Here is a 14,681-nt window from a genome sequence, read left to right as displayed (position 1 = left end):
TGGTTAGTGGAACCCTTCAACAAAAGTTTCTGCGAAGCGTTTTAACCGCTCGGCAATACGAGGAATAATAGTCCGGCGGGATCGGAACGTCATTTTCTCTGTGGTCAGCTTGGCAATATCATCCGATTTGAGGTCGTCGACTTTCAAGCCCTGCTCGATATCAAGAATAATTTCTTTAAACTTATTGCCATCAAGCTTTTCTTCCTCTGCGAGTTGACGCATTTCTTTTTGCTTCTGCTCTTCGATGTACTCATCAAATTCAGCTCCTTGCACTAAGCCTTGCATGCTCTTCTCGATAAAACCTTCGATGAGAGAACGCTTACTGTACAGAGTTGGCTCAGTCGCTAGCAAGTTAGCGATGACTTGACGCTTTTTGTCTTTTGCTTCTTCACAAGACTCTTCAAGCATCGTCATCAGCAAATGACGAATGTAACCAACGTTGACTTCATCTCGTTGGAGCAGTTCAAGCTCAAAGTCGATGTCCGCAAGGATAGATTCTTTCTCCGCAGGGCCTTTCTTGATTTCACGGGCCAAATCGCTGTATTTAGAGGCGTAGTCGACGAACTCTTGCTCAGAAATGCCAAGCGTTTCAATATCGAAGTCGCTGAATGTCTCTAGTTGGTTCTTTAAGCGCATTAAGATACGGAACTGCTTGATGAAACCTGCTTGCATGTCCTCGTCAGGCAAGTCATCGACACTTTGCACATCAGGAGTAATTGCTTTCAACGCTTCAAGTGCTTTAGTGAAGTCCTCAGTCAAACCGTTAAGGTCTGGAACTTCGATATGCTCTGTAGGCTTCTTATTCGAGAATAGCGTAAACGCCTCATCTGCTTGCGGTTTGAGGTTGCGGTAACACATAACGTTGCCATGCGACTTCACCGTGCCATTTAAGCGATTAGTACGGGAGAACGCTTGTACTAAGCCGTGGTACTTAAGGTTTTTGTCGACATAAATGGTATTCAATCCGGGAGCATCAAAACCCGTAAGGAACATATTCACTACTAGAAGGATATCTACTTCGCCGTTCTTCGTGCGGTTAGAGAGATCTTTGTAGTAGTTGTAGAAGCTGTCGGTATCTTTGGTCGAATAGCTCGTACCAAACTGCTGGTTGTAGTCTTCGATGTAAGCGTCCAACTTGTCTCGGCTATGCACTTTGGCGTTCGCTTCTGCCAAGCCTTTAACATTGACCTCGCCTTCGAACTCTTCTTCCTCATTCACACCGTAGCTGAAGATGGTGCCGATATTGAGCTTATGCTTGCCCTCTTCTTTGAGGACTTTGAAAGTATCATAGTAAGTGATGAGATCAGGCACGCTTGCCACACACAGCATGGCGTTAAACTTGCGTTTAGTCTTATGAGCGTGAATGCCAATGATGTGCTCACAGACTTGTTTAATGCGCTTTGGAGAGCTAAAGAACTCGGCGACATCGATACTGCTCACATCGACATCCATGCCGTCATTTTTATGTTTCAGCTTACCATAATACTCAATTGCAAACGGTAGCACGTTGTCATCTTTGATAGCGTCAACAATCACATAGCTATGGAGACGCTCACCAAATAGGTCTTTTGTGGTTCGCTTCTGCGTCCCTTTACCTTCCATTTTTTTAGCGGTCGCATTGTCGGCAAAGATAGGCGTGCCCGTAAAACCAAACAACTGTGCTTTCTCGAAGAAATCAACGATGTTTTGGTGTGTTTCACCAAACTGGCTGCGGTGGCATTCATCAAAGATAAAGACCACACGTTCTTGGCGAAGGTGTTCAACCTGCCCTTTGAAACGAGGCTTAGTGATCAGGTTATTAAGCTTTTGAATCGTAGTGATGGTGAGCTTGTTGATGCGATTGACTTTAGTACTGTAGATAGGCGCATACTCTGCGACTTGTGGCAACTCTTCACTATCGTTGGCACTACTATCTTGGGAGTTTAGGGCTTTTTTAGGTACAGGTCGTGAGCCGAGGAACTGATTCAGAAGGCTTTTGGTGTCACCCGTGCTGTCGACACTACCTCTCAAAAATGCATCAAACTCTTTGGCAGTTTGGTAATCGAGGTCTTTACGATCAACTACAAAGACCACTCTATCGATCTCTTCCAACGTAGAGAGGATCTGAGCCGTTTTGAAGCTAGTCAGCGTCTTGCCACTGCCTGTGGTGTGCCAAATGTAACCGTGATTATTATTGGTCTTAACCTGATTAACGATCGCTTCTACCGCATAGAATTGGTAGGGGCGCAGCACCATCAAAAACTTACCTGACTCATTCTGTACGATGTAACGACTCAGCATCTTAGTCAGGTGTGGTTGATTTAAAAAAGCATTCGCAAATTGAGGGAGCGAGTTAATCTTGTTGTTTTCAACATCCGTCCAGTGGAAGGTCTGCTTAAACGAAAGCTCACGGTTGTTAGAGAAGTATTTGGTGTTGACGCCGTTAGATATAACAAACAACTGCACGTAATTGAACAGCCCACCTTGAGCACCATAAGTATGCTTGTCGTAACGTTTGATCTGATTGAAGGCTTCTGCCAGCTCAATACCTCGGCGTTTTAGTTCAATTTGAATTAGCGGTAAACCATTCACCAAGATAGTGACGTCGTAGCGGTTCTCGTACGTCCCTTGAATAGTGATCTGGTTAGTCACTTGGAAGAAGTTTTTCTTCGCATCATCAAATAACAGAGTCAGGTAATCGGTGGTACCATCTTCACGAGTAACATCCACCTTGCCTTTCAAACGCTTGGATTTATCGAAGATGTTGCCCTTTTCAAGCTTAATGAGCACACTTTCAAACTCACGCTCGGTGAGCGTTATGCCATTGGCTTTCTCAAGTTGAGTCTTGAGGTTTGCTTTTAGCGCATCAGCATTGCCAATATCGACAGGTTTGAAATCGGCAGCGACAAGCTGATCGATTAGCTCTTTTTCAAGTTGTGCTTCTGATTGTGTGCTCATAATTATTCTTTTTATAAATCCAACTAACGTTATTTCTGTACCATTTAACAAAGCGATTGGGACGAGTACAAGGCAGCGAGTTTATGAGACCCTCTGAGCATAGTGCGCTATGTGATGAGGGCGAATAAACGCAGCTAACGCCGTAATCGTTCCAATCGAGCAGTTAAATTAAACGAACATTTGCTGTAATAACCCCTTCTTCCACTCTTTGGCTTTTTCAAGCTCTGAGTTGGCTAAGTCAATCTTCTGATCGATAGCGGAGAGGAAATTAGCAATTTTCTTTTGCTCCCCAATACTTGGGACAAGTAGCTTAACTTTGTAGAAGTCTTTCTCACCAATGTTCAACAAGCCATCCATACGAGCCGACGATGAGATCATTTTGCGCAATTGTCTATCTAACACATGGTTCAAGAATAGTTGCTGATAAAACTCAGGTATCCCCGAAGTCAATTTGAAAGTTCTATATACAAATGGTACCAGTGCTTCATCTTCACGCATCATATAAATACAACCGTATTTAAATGTCTTGGAATTGCCTCTGTTGTATGAAAACTCACCTTTCTTTATATGAGTGTACCTGTCAAGGCTTGAACCAGCGATAACTTGACTGAAACGTTCTTTTTGATCTAGAAAACCCTGACTTGCAGAAATAGTCATTACCTTAGATACAGTATCAGTTGCTTTTCTCTTAACAGGTTTAGTGAAGTCACCCAACTTCACCTCTTCCCAATCAGGAAACTCGCTACCGTCATCTGCTTTAAAGCGCAGTGTCGGTGGGATAAAGTTTAGCTGACCATCTTGCACTTCCCATTTCCCATTGAACAACTGTTGCATCACACCTTTTTTATACTCGGTGAGCTTGTCTTTCTTTTCGGTGAGTAGTGCGATTTTCTCATCGACCTTTGACAAGAACGAAGCGATTTTTTGTTGTTCTGGGAGGGCGGGATAGTAATGAGTGAGCTTTTTAATTTCCTTTAAAGAAAAGAATGGTTGGGCACCACCAGAAGTCAATTTATGAAAAAGTTTAGCTGTCTCTTTTCTCTGGACTTGTTCAAGAAAGTATGGCTCTGCTATATCTCTATCTGGCTTCACTAGAGCAACATTCTTCATACTGAACTCGTATTCAACAGTATTAATCGCACAAGTAGCAGTACCTGCTCCAATATTTACGATTAGCAAGTCTCCCTTTTCAGGGTTACACCGTTTATAAATTACTTCGTGTACTTCAGTAGAAACATAATAACAATTGTCAAAATCTATGAATCCATCTTTTACATGGATCGCTGTCACATATGGCACGCCACTAGAAGTCGGTTTTGGTGTATCGTGAGTACCATCAGTCACCTTAGTAGCCACTTCAGATATAGATTTTCTACTCCAAAAGCCTTCAAACTCACTAAACCTAAGCTTAGGCACATTCATTTCTTCAGTCATAACGTACCTACCTTATTCTTTACCTGAAAGAAAGGGGGCCTGATGCTTAGCTGAGAGCAGAAATCAGCAATATCAGCATCCACTGAGTGCATCTTTGTTTCTAGATCCGCAAGGTCAGACGCCACTTCATCCAAATCGACAGGCTCTTCGTCTTCAAAGGTGTCTACATAGCGAGGAATATTAAGGTTGTAGTCGTTCTCTTCGATTTCGCTGAGCTTGGCGACGTGAGCAAACTTATCGACAGATTCACGCTTGCTGTAGGCTTCAATAATACGTTCAACGTCTTCATCACGAAGGTAGTTTTGCGCTTTGCCTTTTTCGAAGTGACTAGAAGCGTCGATAAACAGAACGTTACCATCGTTTTTGCGGTTCTTTTTAAACACCAAGATACAAGTCGGGATACCTGTACCGAAGAAGATACCCGCAGGCAAGCCAATCACGGCATCTAGGTAGTTCTTTTTCTCGATAAGGTGCTTACGGATGTGACCTTCTGCCGCACCACGGAATAGAATGCCGTGAGGAACAACGACCGCTAGCGTACCCGTTTCATTCAGTTGGTGGATCATGTGTAGAACAAAAGCAAAATCGGCTTTCGATTTAGGCGCAAGCTTACCGTAGTCGGCGAAGCGTTCACTGTTTAGGTGAAGCTCGCTAGCACTCCAGTTCGCTGAAAACGGAGGGTTTGCCACAACCGCATCAAAACGTTGCTCTAGGTGCATTGGGTGCTCTAGGGTGTCATCGTTTTTGATATCAAACTTATCGTAACGCACACCGTGCATCAGCATGTTCATACGAGCAAGGTTATAAGTGCTTGGGTTTTGCTCCTGACCACAAAACTCTAGGTTATGGCTACCCACTTCACGAGCAACACGCAGTAGCAATGAGCCAGAACCACAGGTCGGGTCGTATACCGATTTCACATTGCCATCAAGGCTAACAAGCTTAGCGAGGATCTTACTGACCTGCTGCGGGGTATAGAACTCACCTGCCTTTTTACCTGCACCAGAGGCAAATTGACCGATAAGGTATTCGTAGGCATCGCCAAGCAAATCAATCTCGGTATTCTCTAGGTGGAAGTCTATGTTATCTAGATGAACCAAAACCTGACTGATTAGCTTGTTGCGTGCGTCTGGGTTTTTACCCAGCTTGCTTGAGTTAAGGTCTAACTCTTCAAACAAACCATTGAAGTCATCGGCAGAATCTGCCGCTGTGGTAGATTGCTCAATATCAGCAAGAGTGCGATCAAGCTCATCGATAATAAACTCTTGTTTCTTACCACTCTCCGCAAGGCTTGAGAAAAGCTGCTTAGGCGCAATAAAGTAGCCAAGGTTTTCAACACACTCTTCACGTAGGTCATTGAGTAATTCTTTATCATCAGCACCAACAAAGGTAATGCCATCTTCAGCAAGAAGTTCATCACAGTAGCGGTTTAACTTGTCAGATAGGTACTTGTAAAAGATAAGCCCAAGAATGTAGTCACGAAAATCGTCCGCAGACATGTTGCCACGGAGTGTATTGGCAATGTTCCAAAGCTGGGTTTTTAATGCGCGTTGGTGTTGTTCAACCATTGTTTTGATAAGTCTCTAAAAATAGTGCGGCCATTCTAACAAAAAACACTGTGAAGTCAGCGTTACACCCCACGTATTGCGTATAAATTCTTGCTCAGATAATTACCAGCACTCAACTCGCCTCAGTGAATACAACCAATAATCGCCATACAACGCATTTTTAGCTCCATTTTCGCTATCTATCCACCGTTTTACATGTTTACGCCTAGGTTACTCATTTAGTGGGTGAAAATGAGGGCTTTCTGATGTTTGTGCTTTTTTCCATTTCAAAACCCAAGTTGCTACCTACATCGGTTGATGTTCCATTTTCAATTTTAAGTTCAAAACAAGCATGTACTCTTACATGCACTAATATGAAAGAAAGTATTTTACAATCAATAAGTTATGACAAATTAACTTTGACGTTTAAATTTAAATGAGTAATATAAATTTAAGCACGGGCACACATCGGCGATAGCCGATAACCAATCTCAAAAACAATTAAATGAACCGTTAATAGAACGTAAATTCAACATTAAAGCTTCGGTGGGAACACCTCCTGAAACCGAAAGTTTCAGTATGTACTCTAGATCGTAATTAATCGTAAAAGATAAAAGATCCTATAGAGAGTGACTGAAGCCTTGTCAGTGAAGGCTTTCAAACATGCACATTGACAGTGTATGGGAATTTATTCTGATGTCATTGACAGAGAATGGGCATTTTACGACACAGGTTGGGAAATTTAATGACATCTTTTGGGAATTTTAGAAAGGACATATTGGAAGTAATGGCAATCAAAAAAAACAATGAGCAAACAGTGGTAAAGAAAGTGGAATTGCCAGAAGTAGACTCATTTGAATTGAGAACGACTCAGAAGTATGAATCTAAAAAGGTCATCTCACCGACAAACTTCAAACTTAAAAATGAGTGGGTTTTTGCTGATTATAATTTATCCGCCTCAGCACTGAGGTTGCTCTACTTCTCAGCAGCGCACTTTGATGACGAAGTGTTTTATGCTGATAAAGAAGTGCGTAAAAAAAAAGGAAAATTCAGTAAAGTAAGCCAAAAAATCCATTCAACTATTTATAAAAAAAGTGATTCAAGAACTATTTTAATTCCCGCTACCGTTCTAATGAAGGCGATCCGAGGCAGTCGCAGTCAAGTAAAATCGAATAACTATAAACAGCTAAATGATGCCATCCTTGAACTTAACTCAGCTAAGGTCACACTGAACTCGAAAAAATACGGTAAGTCGACATCAAAAACGATTCCAATTTTTGACAAAGTTGAGATGTTTAGACTACACGAAGTTGGAATCAGTAAGAAAATTTTTGTCAAGCTGACTTTTAGTATCAAGTTCATGCCTTTAGTAATTGCTTGCTCTGCTTTTACGACTGTTTCATTCGATACCATAACAAACTTAAGTAGCTCTTATGCGATGCGTTACTACCACTGGTGCCTTTATGAACTCAAAAAAGGAGCATCTGGAAGGTTCTCTGTTTCTGTTAGTGAAATCCGAAAGCGTTTCAAGATTGCTGATGACGAGTTTCGACATCACTTTGACTCCCGATTGATTCAAAAGCCCATTGATGACGTGATGGCGAATACAGATCTTGAGATATACATAGAAGAATTGCAGCGAGCAAGCAAAACAAAACGTCGAGCAAGGATTGAGGTAGCTAGCTTCAATGTAACTCGACTACCCGAGGGGATTTAATCTAATTGATCACTTTAAGTTCAAACCATCCCCCATATTCAAAGCAACTGAAGTTGCCGATGCTGATGCATTGGCAACGATGAAAGAGATAAAGAAAATTGCTTGCTGCCATGCAGTTTAAATTCCCATCAAAGTTGTTATCCTTATAACAAAACACTTATGGAAAACATTCCTTTCTCTAGAAAAAATAATCCTTTCTCATATGAAGCTCTTGATAATGAAGCTAAAGAAAAATACCACAATCTGAGAGTTGAGGATTTGGTGATTGAACACTGCATCGAAACAGGATTCATTACATCAACCGACGTCACCAACAAGACAAGGAAGTTCTTAGTTCTCAAAGAGGCTATAGAAACGACTCTTAATGCATTCAAATTGGTTGATGACTTCGATGACACGAATATCACTATAGACAACCTTGACGCTTGTATCGAGTACAAAAAGAAGCTAAAACGGCGTGTCATAAAGGTAATATCGGATAAGTTACTGGCTGGTTTACCTAACTTCCGGCGCTAGAAATTAATTAACTTATTATAACCCTATACGTTGCATGACGTTTTGACTCTAACGTTAGTGCAACGCATCACATTGATGAGAAGATAAGATGCGCGATGTAGTATCCACAGAGCTGCTTTCAGTATTAGTACAAACTGAGCGATTGAAAGGACAGGGGTACATGATCATGTTTATCAGTGCGTTTTCCGCAACGTTGTCGTATTCGATATTTCCTTTTTTGAATGAATTTTGGTGGTCAAGAGTGATCACAGGCTTGCTTTCAGGTGTGGCTGCGTTCTGTATTTCTGCCCTGTTTTTCACTATTTGGCTGGTTGAGTGGCGCACCGATAAAGCTTTGGCTCGCTTGCAGCCATCAACCAAAGACATTGAAAAGCTATTAAGCACGGGGGTGATTTTCTCATCAGAGCAACGCCGTTCATTTGAACGCTACTTAAAGACGCTAAATTGCTAGTGAGTTACCGCTCTAACGGTGTCATCAAGATGATGCTCTTTGAAAATGTATACATAAAACAAAACCCACATTTGTGTGGGTCTAAAAAGCGAGTTCCAGTTCTTACACATTTTGATTAAGAACTTTGATAGCAATACGCAACTCATCAGCGTTGGCATCAAGCTTTTTAGCCAAGCTCAACAAATTATTTCCATCGAGTTTAGTACACCAACCCAAGCATTCGTGCTTGGTCATTTTTTCCATCTCAAGCATTTTCTCTTCTGCGTAGGCTGTGCCGACATTGTCAGCTAGAACCTCATAAATTGCATTTGCTACATAAATAATTTCTCATTTATTTACCTTGTGAACGTGGTTACCAATTTTTAATAGTTAGCATTCTTGGTGCTGAACCAGTTTATTCTTTTGCTTGCGGCTTTGGGCAGCTTTCTTCGCACCATCTTTTCGATTCTTGGCTTTCTCTTTTTCAAAACGTTGTTTGATGTTATCAAACTTATCCGTCACTGCTGCCATCGAATCTAATGTCGCGTAATCAACCCAACCATACTTGAAAGAACATCCATAACCAATCTCTAAGTAACCCCGTTCAAATAGTTTTTTCCGTTCTGACTTCGAACAATTTAATAATCTCTCAACGTCACATGGGTGAACAGACAAGTAATACCGAGCAGCTTTACTCATAGCTTTGGCAACGTCCTTGCTTTTCGCCGCTTTCAGGATGGCTTCAATCATGTGTTCTTGCTTGCTCATCGCCAATACTGATACATGCATTATTCCTGCATCAACCAGATTCTTTGCAATGTATTTAACTTTGAAAAACGAGGCACTTTTCAGTATCGATGACAGTAGTGCTTTGAAGGTTATTAATTTCATATTTCTCATCTTAATATTTCGGCAAACTGAATGCCGTCCAATACCGTGATGATAGCTCGTCATTTTCATCCGTCAACGTGAAATCTTCATAATAAAAACAAATAAATCAATAACTTACACTAACATAAAAGCAAGTATGAAACATTTCCAACTCCTAAAAAAACATGCGTTTAATAAAATTGAAAACTGACTTTACTTAGTAATTCAGTCTAGTTTTTCATCGAAAAAAACAACCAAGAAGTGAGATGAGCATCACATTTATAGCATGCGTAAATATGTGTTAACTACTTGGCTTCTGACCTACAAATAGCAAAAAGCACCTGTTGTTAATCAGATCTTGGTTGAAGGGCACTAATTGTGACTTGGTTGCCGCCACGCTTAAATCTGTGCAACGGCTCTAGCGTGCTTCGTGTCACTCCTCTTTCTTTAAGTATTCGGTCAAGGCGATCACAGTTGAGTTGAGTTGCTTGATAGATGTTTCCAAGCTCTCGCGCCTCTGCTTCTCTTCGGTTAATGCATCCTGCAAGAGATTTAATTGCCTCTCTAAGCTGTGTGAGGACTTCAGATACCCATGTTGAAGGGCTTTTAGATTGGTCAGTATGGTCGTTAGCATATTGGTTTATTGGTTTTTTATTCTTCTCTTCAATGGCTTTGTGATCTGGCAGTACAACTGAGTCGGGTTGTCTTGCGACCTGACTATTTGATGGCAAGGTTGATATGGATTGATTTCGTATTCTAGTGTCAGATATCGTCCCAATATCACTCCTAATAGTAATACCATCAGACTCAATAGCATGGGGAACAGCCAATGCTGACGGCGCTGCCTTGCTAGGTGCAAGTTGATAGATTTTTCGACGTTGGCGAGCGAGGTGCCGATTTCGCTGTTGAAGTTGTTGTTTGTTTTCTTTAATTCGTTCGTGACGCTGGCGTGCAAAGCTCGCAGTTCTTTCTGCCTGTTTTGCTGCACTGTTTTCAATGCCTTTGTAAGATTTGCCATAGAGTTCGCCTTTGAGGCGTATCGGTTTTGGGTATCCGCCTGCTGTAAAAGAGATGGATGATTTAGTATTACGTGTTACGCTGATGCCCTCGATGTCATTCAGTGCACCAATGACATCTTGTTGGTTGTTTAAGGTTCCACCTACTGCAAGATCAAATAGATAATCATCTATTTGTGCCATCAGCTCACGCCTTGGCCTCGGGTTATCCCCCCATGTAAAGGTTCTAGCCTTAGCTGGATCATTGGGATCGGTAAAGCCAAAAGTGTCGTTAGCAATGCTTTTCCATGCATCAATACGAGCCATATCCCGACTATGTACATAAGGAGTTAATGCTTTTCCTGTGGTCAGCTCCATATTCACGATGTGGAAGTTCAATTCCAATCGACCTTTGTCCCGATGCTCAATCCAAACAATATCGTATTGCTCTGATGTCAATCCGGTCAGCAATGTTCGTTCAAATGACGCCATTAGTTGCTGCTTTTGATGTACCGGAATATCCGACTCTTCAAAGCTCAAGCAACCATACGTAAAAGATTTTGAAAATCGGCTTGCACGCTTGAGCCATTCTCTTGTGACGTCTGGATTTCCTGAGAGCAATACAGGTTTTACTTTGCGCCGTTTAGTACCACCTTCCAAATACTTAAGACCGTTCGCTACTGCTGAATGATCGCCTTTGAAAAATTTCACGATCATGATGTCGGTTTGATCAAGCTACTTAGTAGAGTATTCATTTGAACAAGTTGGGCTTGCACCGCCACTGTATCAACCAAAGAGCCTGCTTTATTTACAGTATTTATATAACGAGCGATTTGGTTAATGTTGTTGCCAATTCGCGCTACCTGTCGCACTAGTGCCGGATCTTGTTTCAATTCTTTATAGACGGTTCGGTGAGGATTGGTGTCGGGTTCAAGAGCGATGGTGCGCAGCCAATCCGAAACATTACCATTGGCATGAGCAAAAATTTGAAATTTTTCTTCTTTGGAAACTCGTAACTGAATGCACTCAGTTCTTTTTATTTTTCCGCTGTGGTTCATCACGTTGGGTTTTGTTTTTGATGCTGCGAGGCAGCTTTAGGGAGGGGATTAAAGGGGTAGGAACGCACCTCTTTGCCAGCGATTTGAGAATGTAAGGAACGTCATGACAAATCTATGCTGGCTAGAAAATCACCTCTTTAAAAACATAATACTTTAATGTAGTAAGTACAAATTGAAAGGCAAAGGGAGGATAGCCATAAGACCCCGTAGGGTCTTTACTAATGCTCATGCTAACAGCTTCATAAACGAGCTATGGGCGGCAAATTCATTGTTGTTGCTTTCTTCTAATGCATCTTCAGTGACAGCATGAATAGCGTCAAGCGTCTCAAAGTTTTTAACTAAAGTGTCCTCATCAACATTCAGATTTGTGTCGGCTAAGGCGACTAAATACTCGCCCGAGTCCTGATTTTCAAAAATTGACAGAGAGAAGCCGTTAATGCTTGTGCTGAAAACATCCTCTACATACAAGTGATCTTCACCGTTGATAACAATTGTTTTTTCATCACGCTTGATTGCTAAAATCCCTTTCATTGCATACTTAACCCAGCTTGGATACTTGCCTGCTCGCTTCCACTTGATCGCCTCTTGTTGGGTGATACCCATACGCTCACAAAATTCATCTTGACTAATATCTAGTGCTTTTAGGCTGTCATCAAATTCTGTGGCTTTAATAAAATACCCAATGCGTTTTTGAATATCACAAAGAACATCATCTGCAACGTCACCAGCGTCTAACTCGTCACCGCCTCTTTTTGACGCATACACGTCAATTGCATCACGTAGATCGGAGCCGTAATCATCATCGCTATCAATCTCACATTGACCTTCATCATTCATAGTCACGTAGATTGTGTGATCTATACCAAGAATAGAGATTTGAGTCTCAAGCTGACCATGCTCCTGTGAATCTGCACCATGGACTGCAAGCGTTTCGATGATCTCTTGCGTTACAGCCTCTGCGCTGATGCCGCCTATTTCGATTACTGTGTCTTGATTAGTAATTTGTTCTTTCATGATCGGTTCCGTTTAAGTTCATATATTTTATCGGCTCTCGCACTTCACGAGTACAACACGGTTAAACCCTGTTTAATGCCTGAGCATTTAATGTCTTCTCGAGCCATTGGTTCTTTTCCATATTTTCTCGTTCTCTAGACGTTGGCGTTCGATAAATTTAACCAAGTCGTCAAAGCTAACAAACCAAGGCGACTTCTGTGAGTTGCCCAAACGGACAACAGGAAACGGTAAGTCTTGCTGAGCAGCTTTTCGTTTGATGGTGGTTGCTGCCATACCGAACAATGATCCGGCAACGTCAACAACGGGGATAAAGGGCTGATGATTGAACTGTTGAGCTAAAAGCGATCTTGTGGTCGGTTCAGAACGTGATGTCATTGTTCTCTTCTATTAACGGCTAACGAATACTTAAGTCATAATGTTACAAGCATTAGAAAGGAATAGAAGTATGGCAAAATACTAGCACACAACCATTAAGAAGCTGTTTAATAAGAACAATATGAATTTTCGAGGATAATTTTTTTTTCAAAACACTCAACAAATGTGACTAAAGTCTCCATTCTTCTTGTTATGGCTAATTATTCAAAAGCAATGCTTTCCAAAACGAAGGTGACGTTACGATTTAGACGTTGAGGCTCAAAAACAGAACGCTGATAATTGCAAATTTATTGATGGGGAATACAATGGAGATCTGAAGGCAAAGACGAATGCAAGGCGATAACTTTCTACCCCTATTTTCCCCTTCTTTTTCACACGATGACTCAAGTTGCTGATTTTAAAAGGTTAAAGTCTGTTATCAGTCCAATCTAACATTGGTGCTACGGAGAGCCTGCAAGAATGAGTCATGATATAAACACCCGTTTTTATGTTGCCAAGGTCGAGCGCAGCAGTACGCTCAAAAAATAAGTCGGGTATTGTATACCCAAGCACCTCTGGGTGCTAGTTTCAGCGAGAATGATTTGGTTGGCTGACTAGCCAAGTGCTTAGGAATACGCAGAAGTAATACGAATCTGTCATTCGTTGATTCATTCTGTGATGATTATTCCGCCTTCACACCACCACCGACTTGCTTTAATTCATGATTTTCGTTTTGATAGTGGGTAAAATGAAGCATTTCTAAACGAACTTCGTATAGAAATGATTTATCATAGAGCACGTCCGATAGTTATGGTGAAAGGTTTGAACCCAACAATCATTGAACAAATTGAAAGTATCTGCGCAGAGCGTGGAGTACGACTGACTCCGCAACGCCGACGCGTATTTGAACTCATTTGTTCTAATCGCCGCGCCTCAAGTGCGTATGAGCTATTGGAGCAACTAAAAGAGAGTGAGCCTCAGGCTAAGCCGCCCACTGTTTATCGAGCATTAGATTTTCTCCTAGAGCAAGGCTTCATCCACCGAGTGGAATCGACAAATAGCTTTATTACTTGTTGTTCTTTCAATACTCAGCAGCACTTTTTCCAATTACTAATTTGCGATAAATGTGGTGATGTCGTTGAACTCGAAGATGAGACGCTGATATCCTTGTTAGCCGAAAACGCCGAGAAGCATGGATTCAAACTGACCAACCAAGTTATTGAAACTCATGGTGAATGCCAGGCCTGTTCCTCCGAGACGAAAGAAAAAGTATAGAAGAACGTTATGCGCGCTGAATTTGTAAACCCGTTTTTAGCTTCTTTAATGAACGTGCTAAAAACTATGGCTTCTCTTGAGCTGAAGCCACAAAAACCGCGAATCAAAAAAGATGAGATCGCACGAGGTGACGTTTCTGGTCTGATTGGTATGGTAGGCCCACAAACTCGTGGTTCAATGTCGATCACCTTTGATGAAGCACTCGCCCTAGAAATCATGCAGAACATGCTTGGTGAACGTCCAAATGGGCTCAATGAAGAAGTGACCGATATGGTGGGTGAGATCACCAACATGGTTACTGGTGGTGCGAAACGCATTCTGGCGGAAAGTGGTTTTGACTTTGATATGGCAACACCGGTTGTGGTTTCGGGCCGAGGTCATACGATTCGCCACAAGTGTGAAGGCTCAATTATTATCATGCCTTTCTCTTCCCAATGGGGAAATGCCTTTATCGAAATTTGCTTCGAATAAAAGAGAAAAAATAGGTTGGCACTGGCCAACCTATTTTGTTTTTGCCTCAGGCAATAAAAAGGT

The 14,681-nt window shown here is 41.7% G+C and carries 14 protein-coding genes; 5 read left to right on the top strand and 9 right to left on the bottom strand.

Annotated elements, in window-relative coordinates:
• Positions 1 to 3 precede the first annotated feature (3 nt).
• From J4N40_RS01980 to J4N40_RS01970, 3 genes are all read right to left on the bottom strand, one after another.
• A complete protein-coding gene (locus tag J4N40_RS01980) occupies positions 4 to 2,937 on the bottom strand; it encodes a type I restriction endonuclease subunit R (protein ID WP_250654346.1) in 2,934 nt (977 codons plus the stop codon).
• Between the two features lie 168 nt (positions 2,938 to 3,105).
• A complete protein-coding gene (locus J4N40_RS01975; protein WP_065765544.1) occupies positions 3,106 to 4,371 on the bottom strand; it encodes a restriction endonuclease subunit S in 1,266 nt (421 codons plus the stop codon).
• On the bottom strand, positions 4,368 to 5,939 hold the full coding sequence (locus J4N40_RS01970) for a type I restriction-modification system subunit M (protein WP_250654345.1): 1,572 nt from the start codon (positions 5,937 to 5,939) through the stop codon (positions 4,368 to 4,370). Before J4N40_RS01970 ends, J4N40_RS01975 begins: the two co-directional genes overlap by 4 nt.
• 724 nt (positions 5,940 to 6,663) lie before the next feature.
• Here J4N40_RS01970 and J4N40_RS01965 point away from each other — a divergent pair.
• The 3 genes from J4N40_RS01965 (at position 6,664) to J4N40_RS01955 (ending at position 8,602) form a co-directional block, all read left to right on the top strand.
• Complete coding sequence (locus tag J4N40_RS01965) at positions 6,664 to 7,635, top strand: replication initiation protein (protein WP_250654344.1); 972 nt, start codon at positions 6,664 to 6,666, stop codon at positions 7,633 to 7,635.
• A gap of 159 nt (positions 7,636 to 7,794) precedes the next feature.
• Entirely contained in the window at positions 7,795 to 8,151 is a 357-nt protein-coding gene (locus tag J4N40_RS01960) for a hypothetical protein (RefSeq protein ID WP_072832903.1), read from the top strand.
• Between the two features lie 88 nt (positions 8,152 to 8,239).
• Entirely contained in the window at positions 8,240 to 8,602 is a 363-nt protein-coding gene (locus J4N40_RS01955; RefSeq protein ID WP_140283931.1) for a hypothetical protein, read from the top strand.
• Positions 8,603 to 8,704: 102 nt separating this feature from the next.
• Here J4N40_RS01955 and J4N40_RS01950 read toward each other — a convergent pair whose 3' ends face one another.
• The 6 genes from J4N40_RS01950 to J4N40_RS01925 form a co-directional block, all read right to left on the bottom strand.
• Positions 8,705 to 8,854: a hypothetical protein gene (locus tag J4N40_RS01950; RefSeq protein WP_225458230.1), complete on the bottom strand. Its 150-nt coding sequence runs from the start codon at positions 8,852 to 8,854 to the stop codon at positions 8,705 to 8,707.
• A 117-nt stretch (positions 8,855 to 8,971) separates the two neighbouring features.
• Positions 8,972 to 9,472: a hypothetical protein gene (locus J4N40_RS01945; RefSeq protein ID WP_025517075.1), complete on the bottom strand. Its 501-nt coding sequence runs from the start codon at positions 9,470 to 9,472 to the stop codon at positions 8,972 to 8,974.
• Positions 9,473 to 9,798: 326 nt separating this feature from the next.
• Positions 9,799 to 11,163: a relaxase family protein gene (locus tag J4N40_RS01940; RefSeq protein ID WP_250654343.1), complete on the bottom strand. Its 1,365-nt coding sequence runs from the start codon at positions 11,161 to 11,163 to the stop codon at positions 9,799 to 9,801.
• On the bottom strand, positions 11,160 to 11,504 hold the full coding sequence (locus J4N40_RS01935; protein WP_250654467.1) for a MobC family plasmid mobilization relaxosome protein: 345 nt from the start codon (positions 11,502 to 11,504) through the stop codon (positions 11,160 to 11,162). Before J4N40_RS01935 ends, J4N40_RS01940 begins: the two co-directional genes overlap by 4 nt.
• 225 nt (positions 11,505 to 11,729) lie before the next feature.
• Positions 11,730 to 12,518, bottom strand: a complete 789-nt coding sequence (locus tag J4N40_RS01930; RefSeq protein WP_250654342.1) for a hypothetical protein — start codon at positions 12,516 to 12,518, stop codon at positions 11,730 to 11,732.
• Positions 12,519 to 12,605: 87 nt separating this feature from the next.
• The gene (locus tag J4N40_RS01925; RefSeq protein WP_065765534.1) at positions 12,606 to 12,893 is read right to left on the bottom strand and encodes a pyocin activator PrtN family protein; all 288 of its coding nucleotides are present in this window, start codon (positions 12,891 to 12,893) and stop codon (positions 12,606 to 12,608) included.
• A 789-nt stretch (positions 12,894 to 13,682) separates the two neighbouring features.
• On the opposite strand from J4N40_RS01925, the gene zur reads away from it, so the two are divergent.
• Positions 13,683 to 14,147, top strand: coding sequence for a zinc uptake transcriptional repressor Zur (gene zur / locus J4N40_RS01920; protein WP_005381268.1), 465 nt, complete (start codon positions 13,683 to 13,685; stop codon positions 14,145 to 14,147).
• A 9-nt stretch (positions 14,148 to 14,156) separates the two neighbouring features.
• Positions 14,157 to 14,618 (top strand): chemotaxis protein CheX, encoded by a 462-nt coding sequence (locus J4N40_RS01915; RefSeq protein WP_005381269.1) that lies wholly within the window; start codon positions 14,157 to 14,159, stop codon positions 14,616 to 14,618.
• Positions 14,619 to 14,681: the final 63 nt, after the last annotated feature.

The sequence above is a fragment of the Vibrio sp. SCSIO 43097 genome (genome assembly GCF_023650755.1).
In the GTDB taxonomy this organism is placed as follows: Bacteria; Pseudomonadota; Gammaproteobacteria; order Enterobacterales; family Vibrionaceae; genus Vibrio; species Vibrio alginolyticus.
This window is presented reverse-complemented; position numbering and strand designations above follow the sequence as displayed.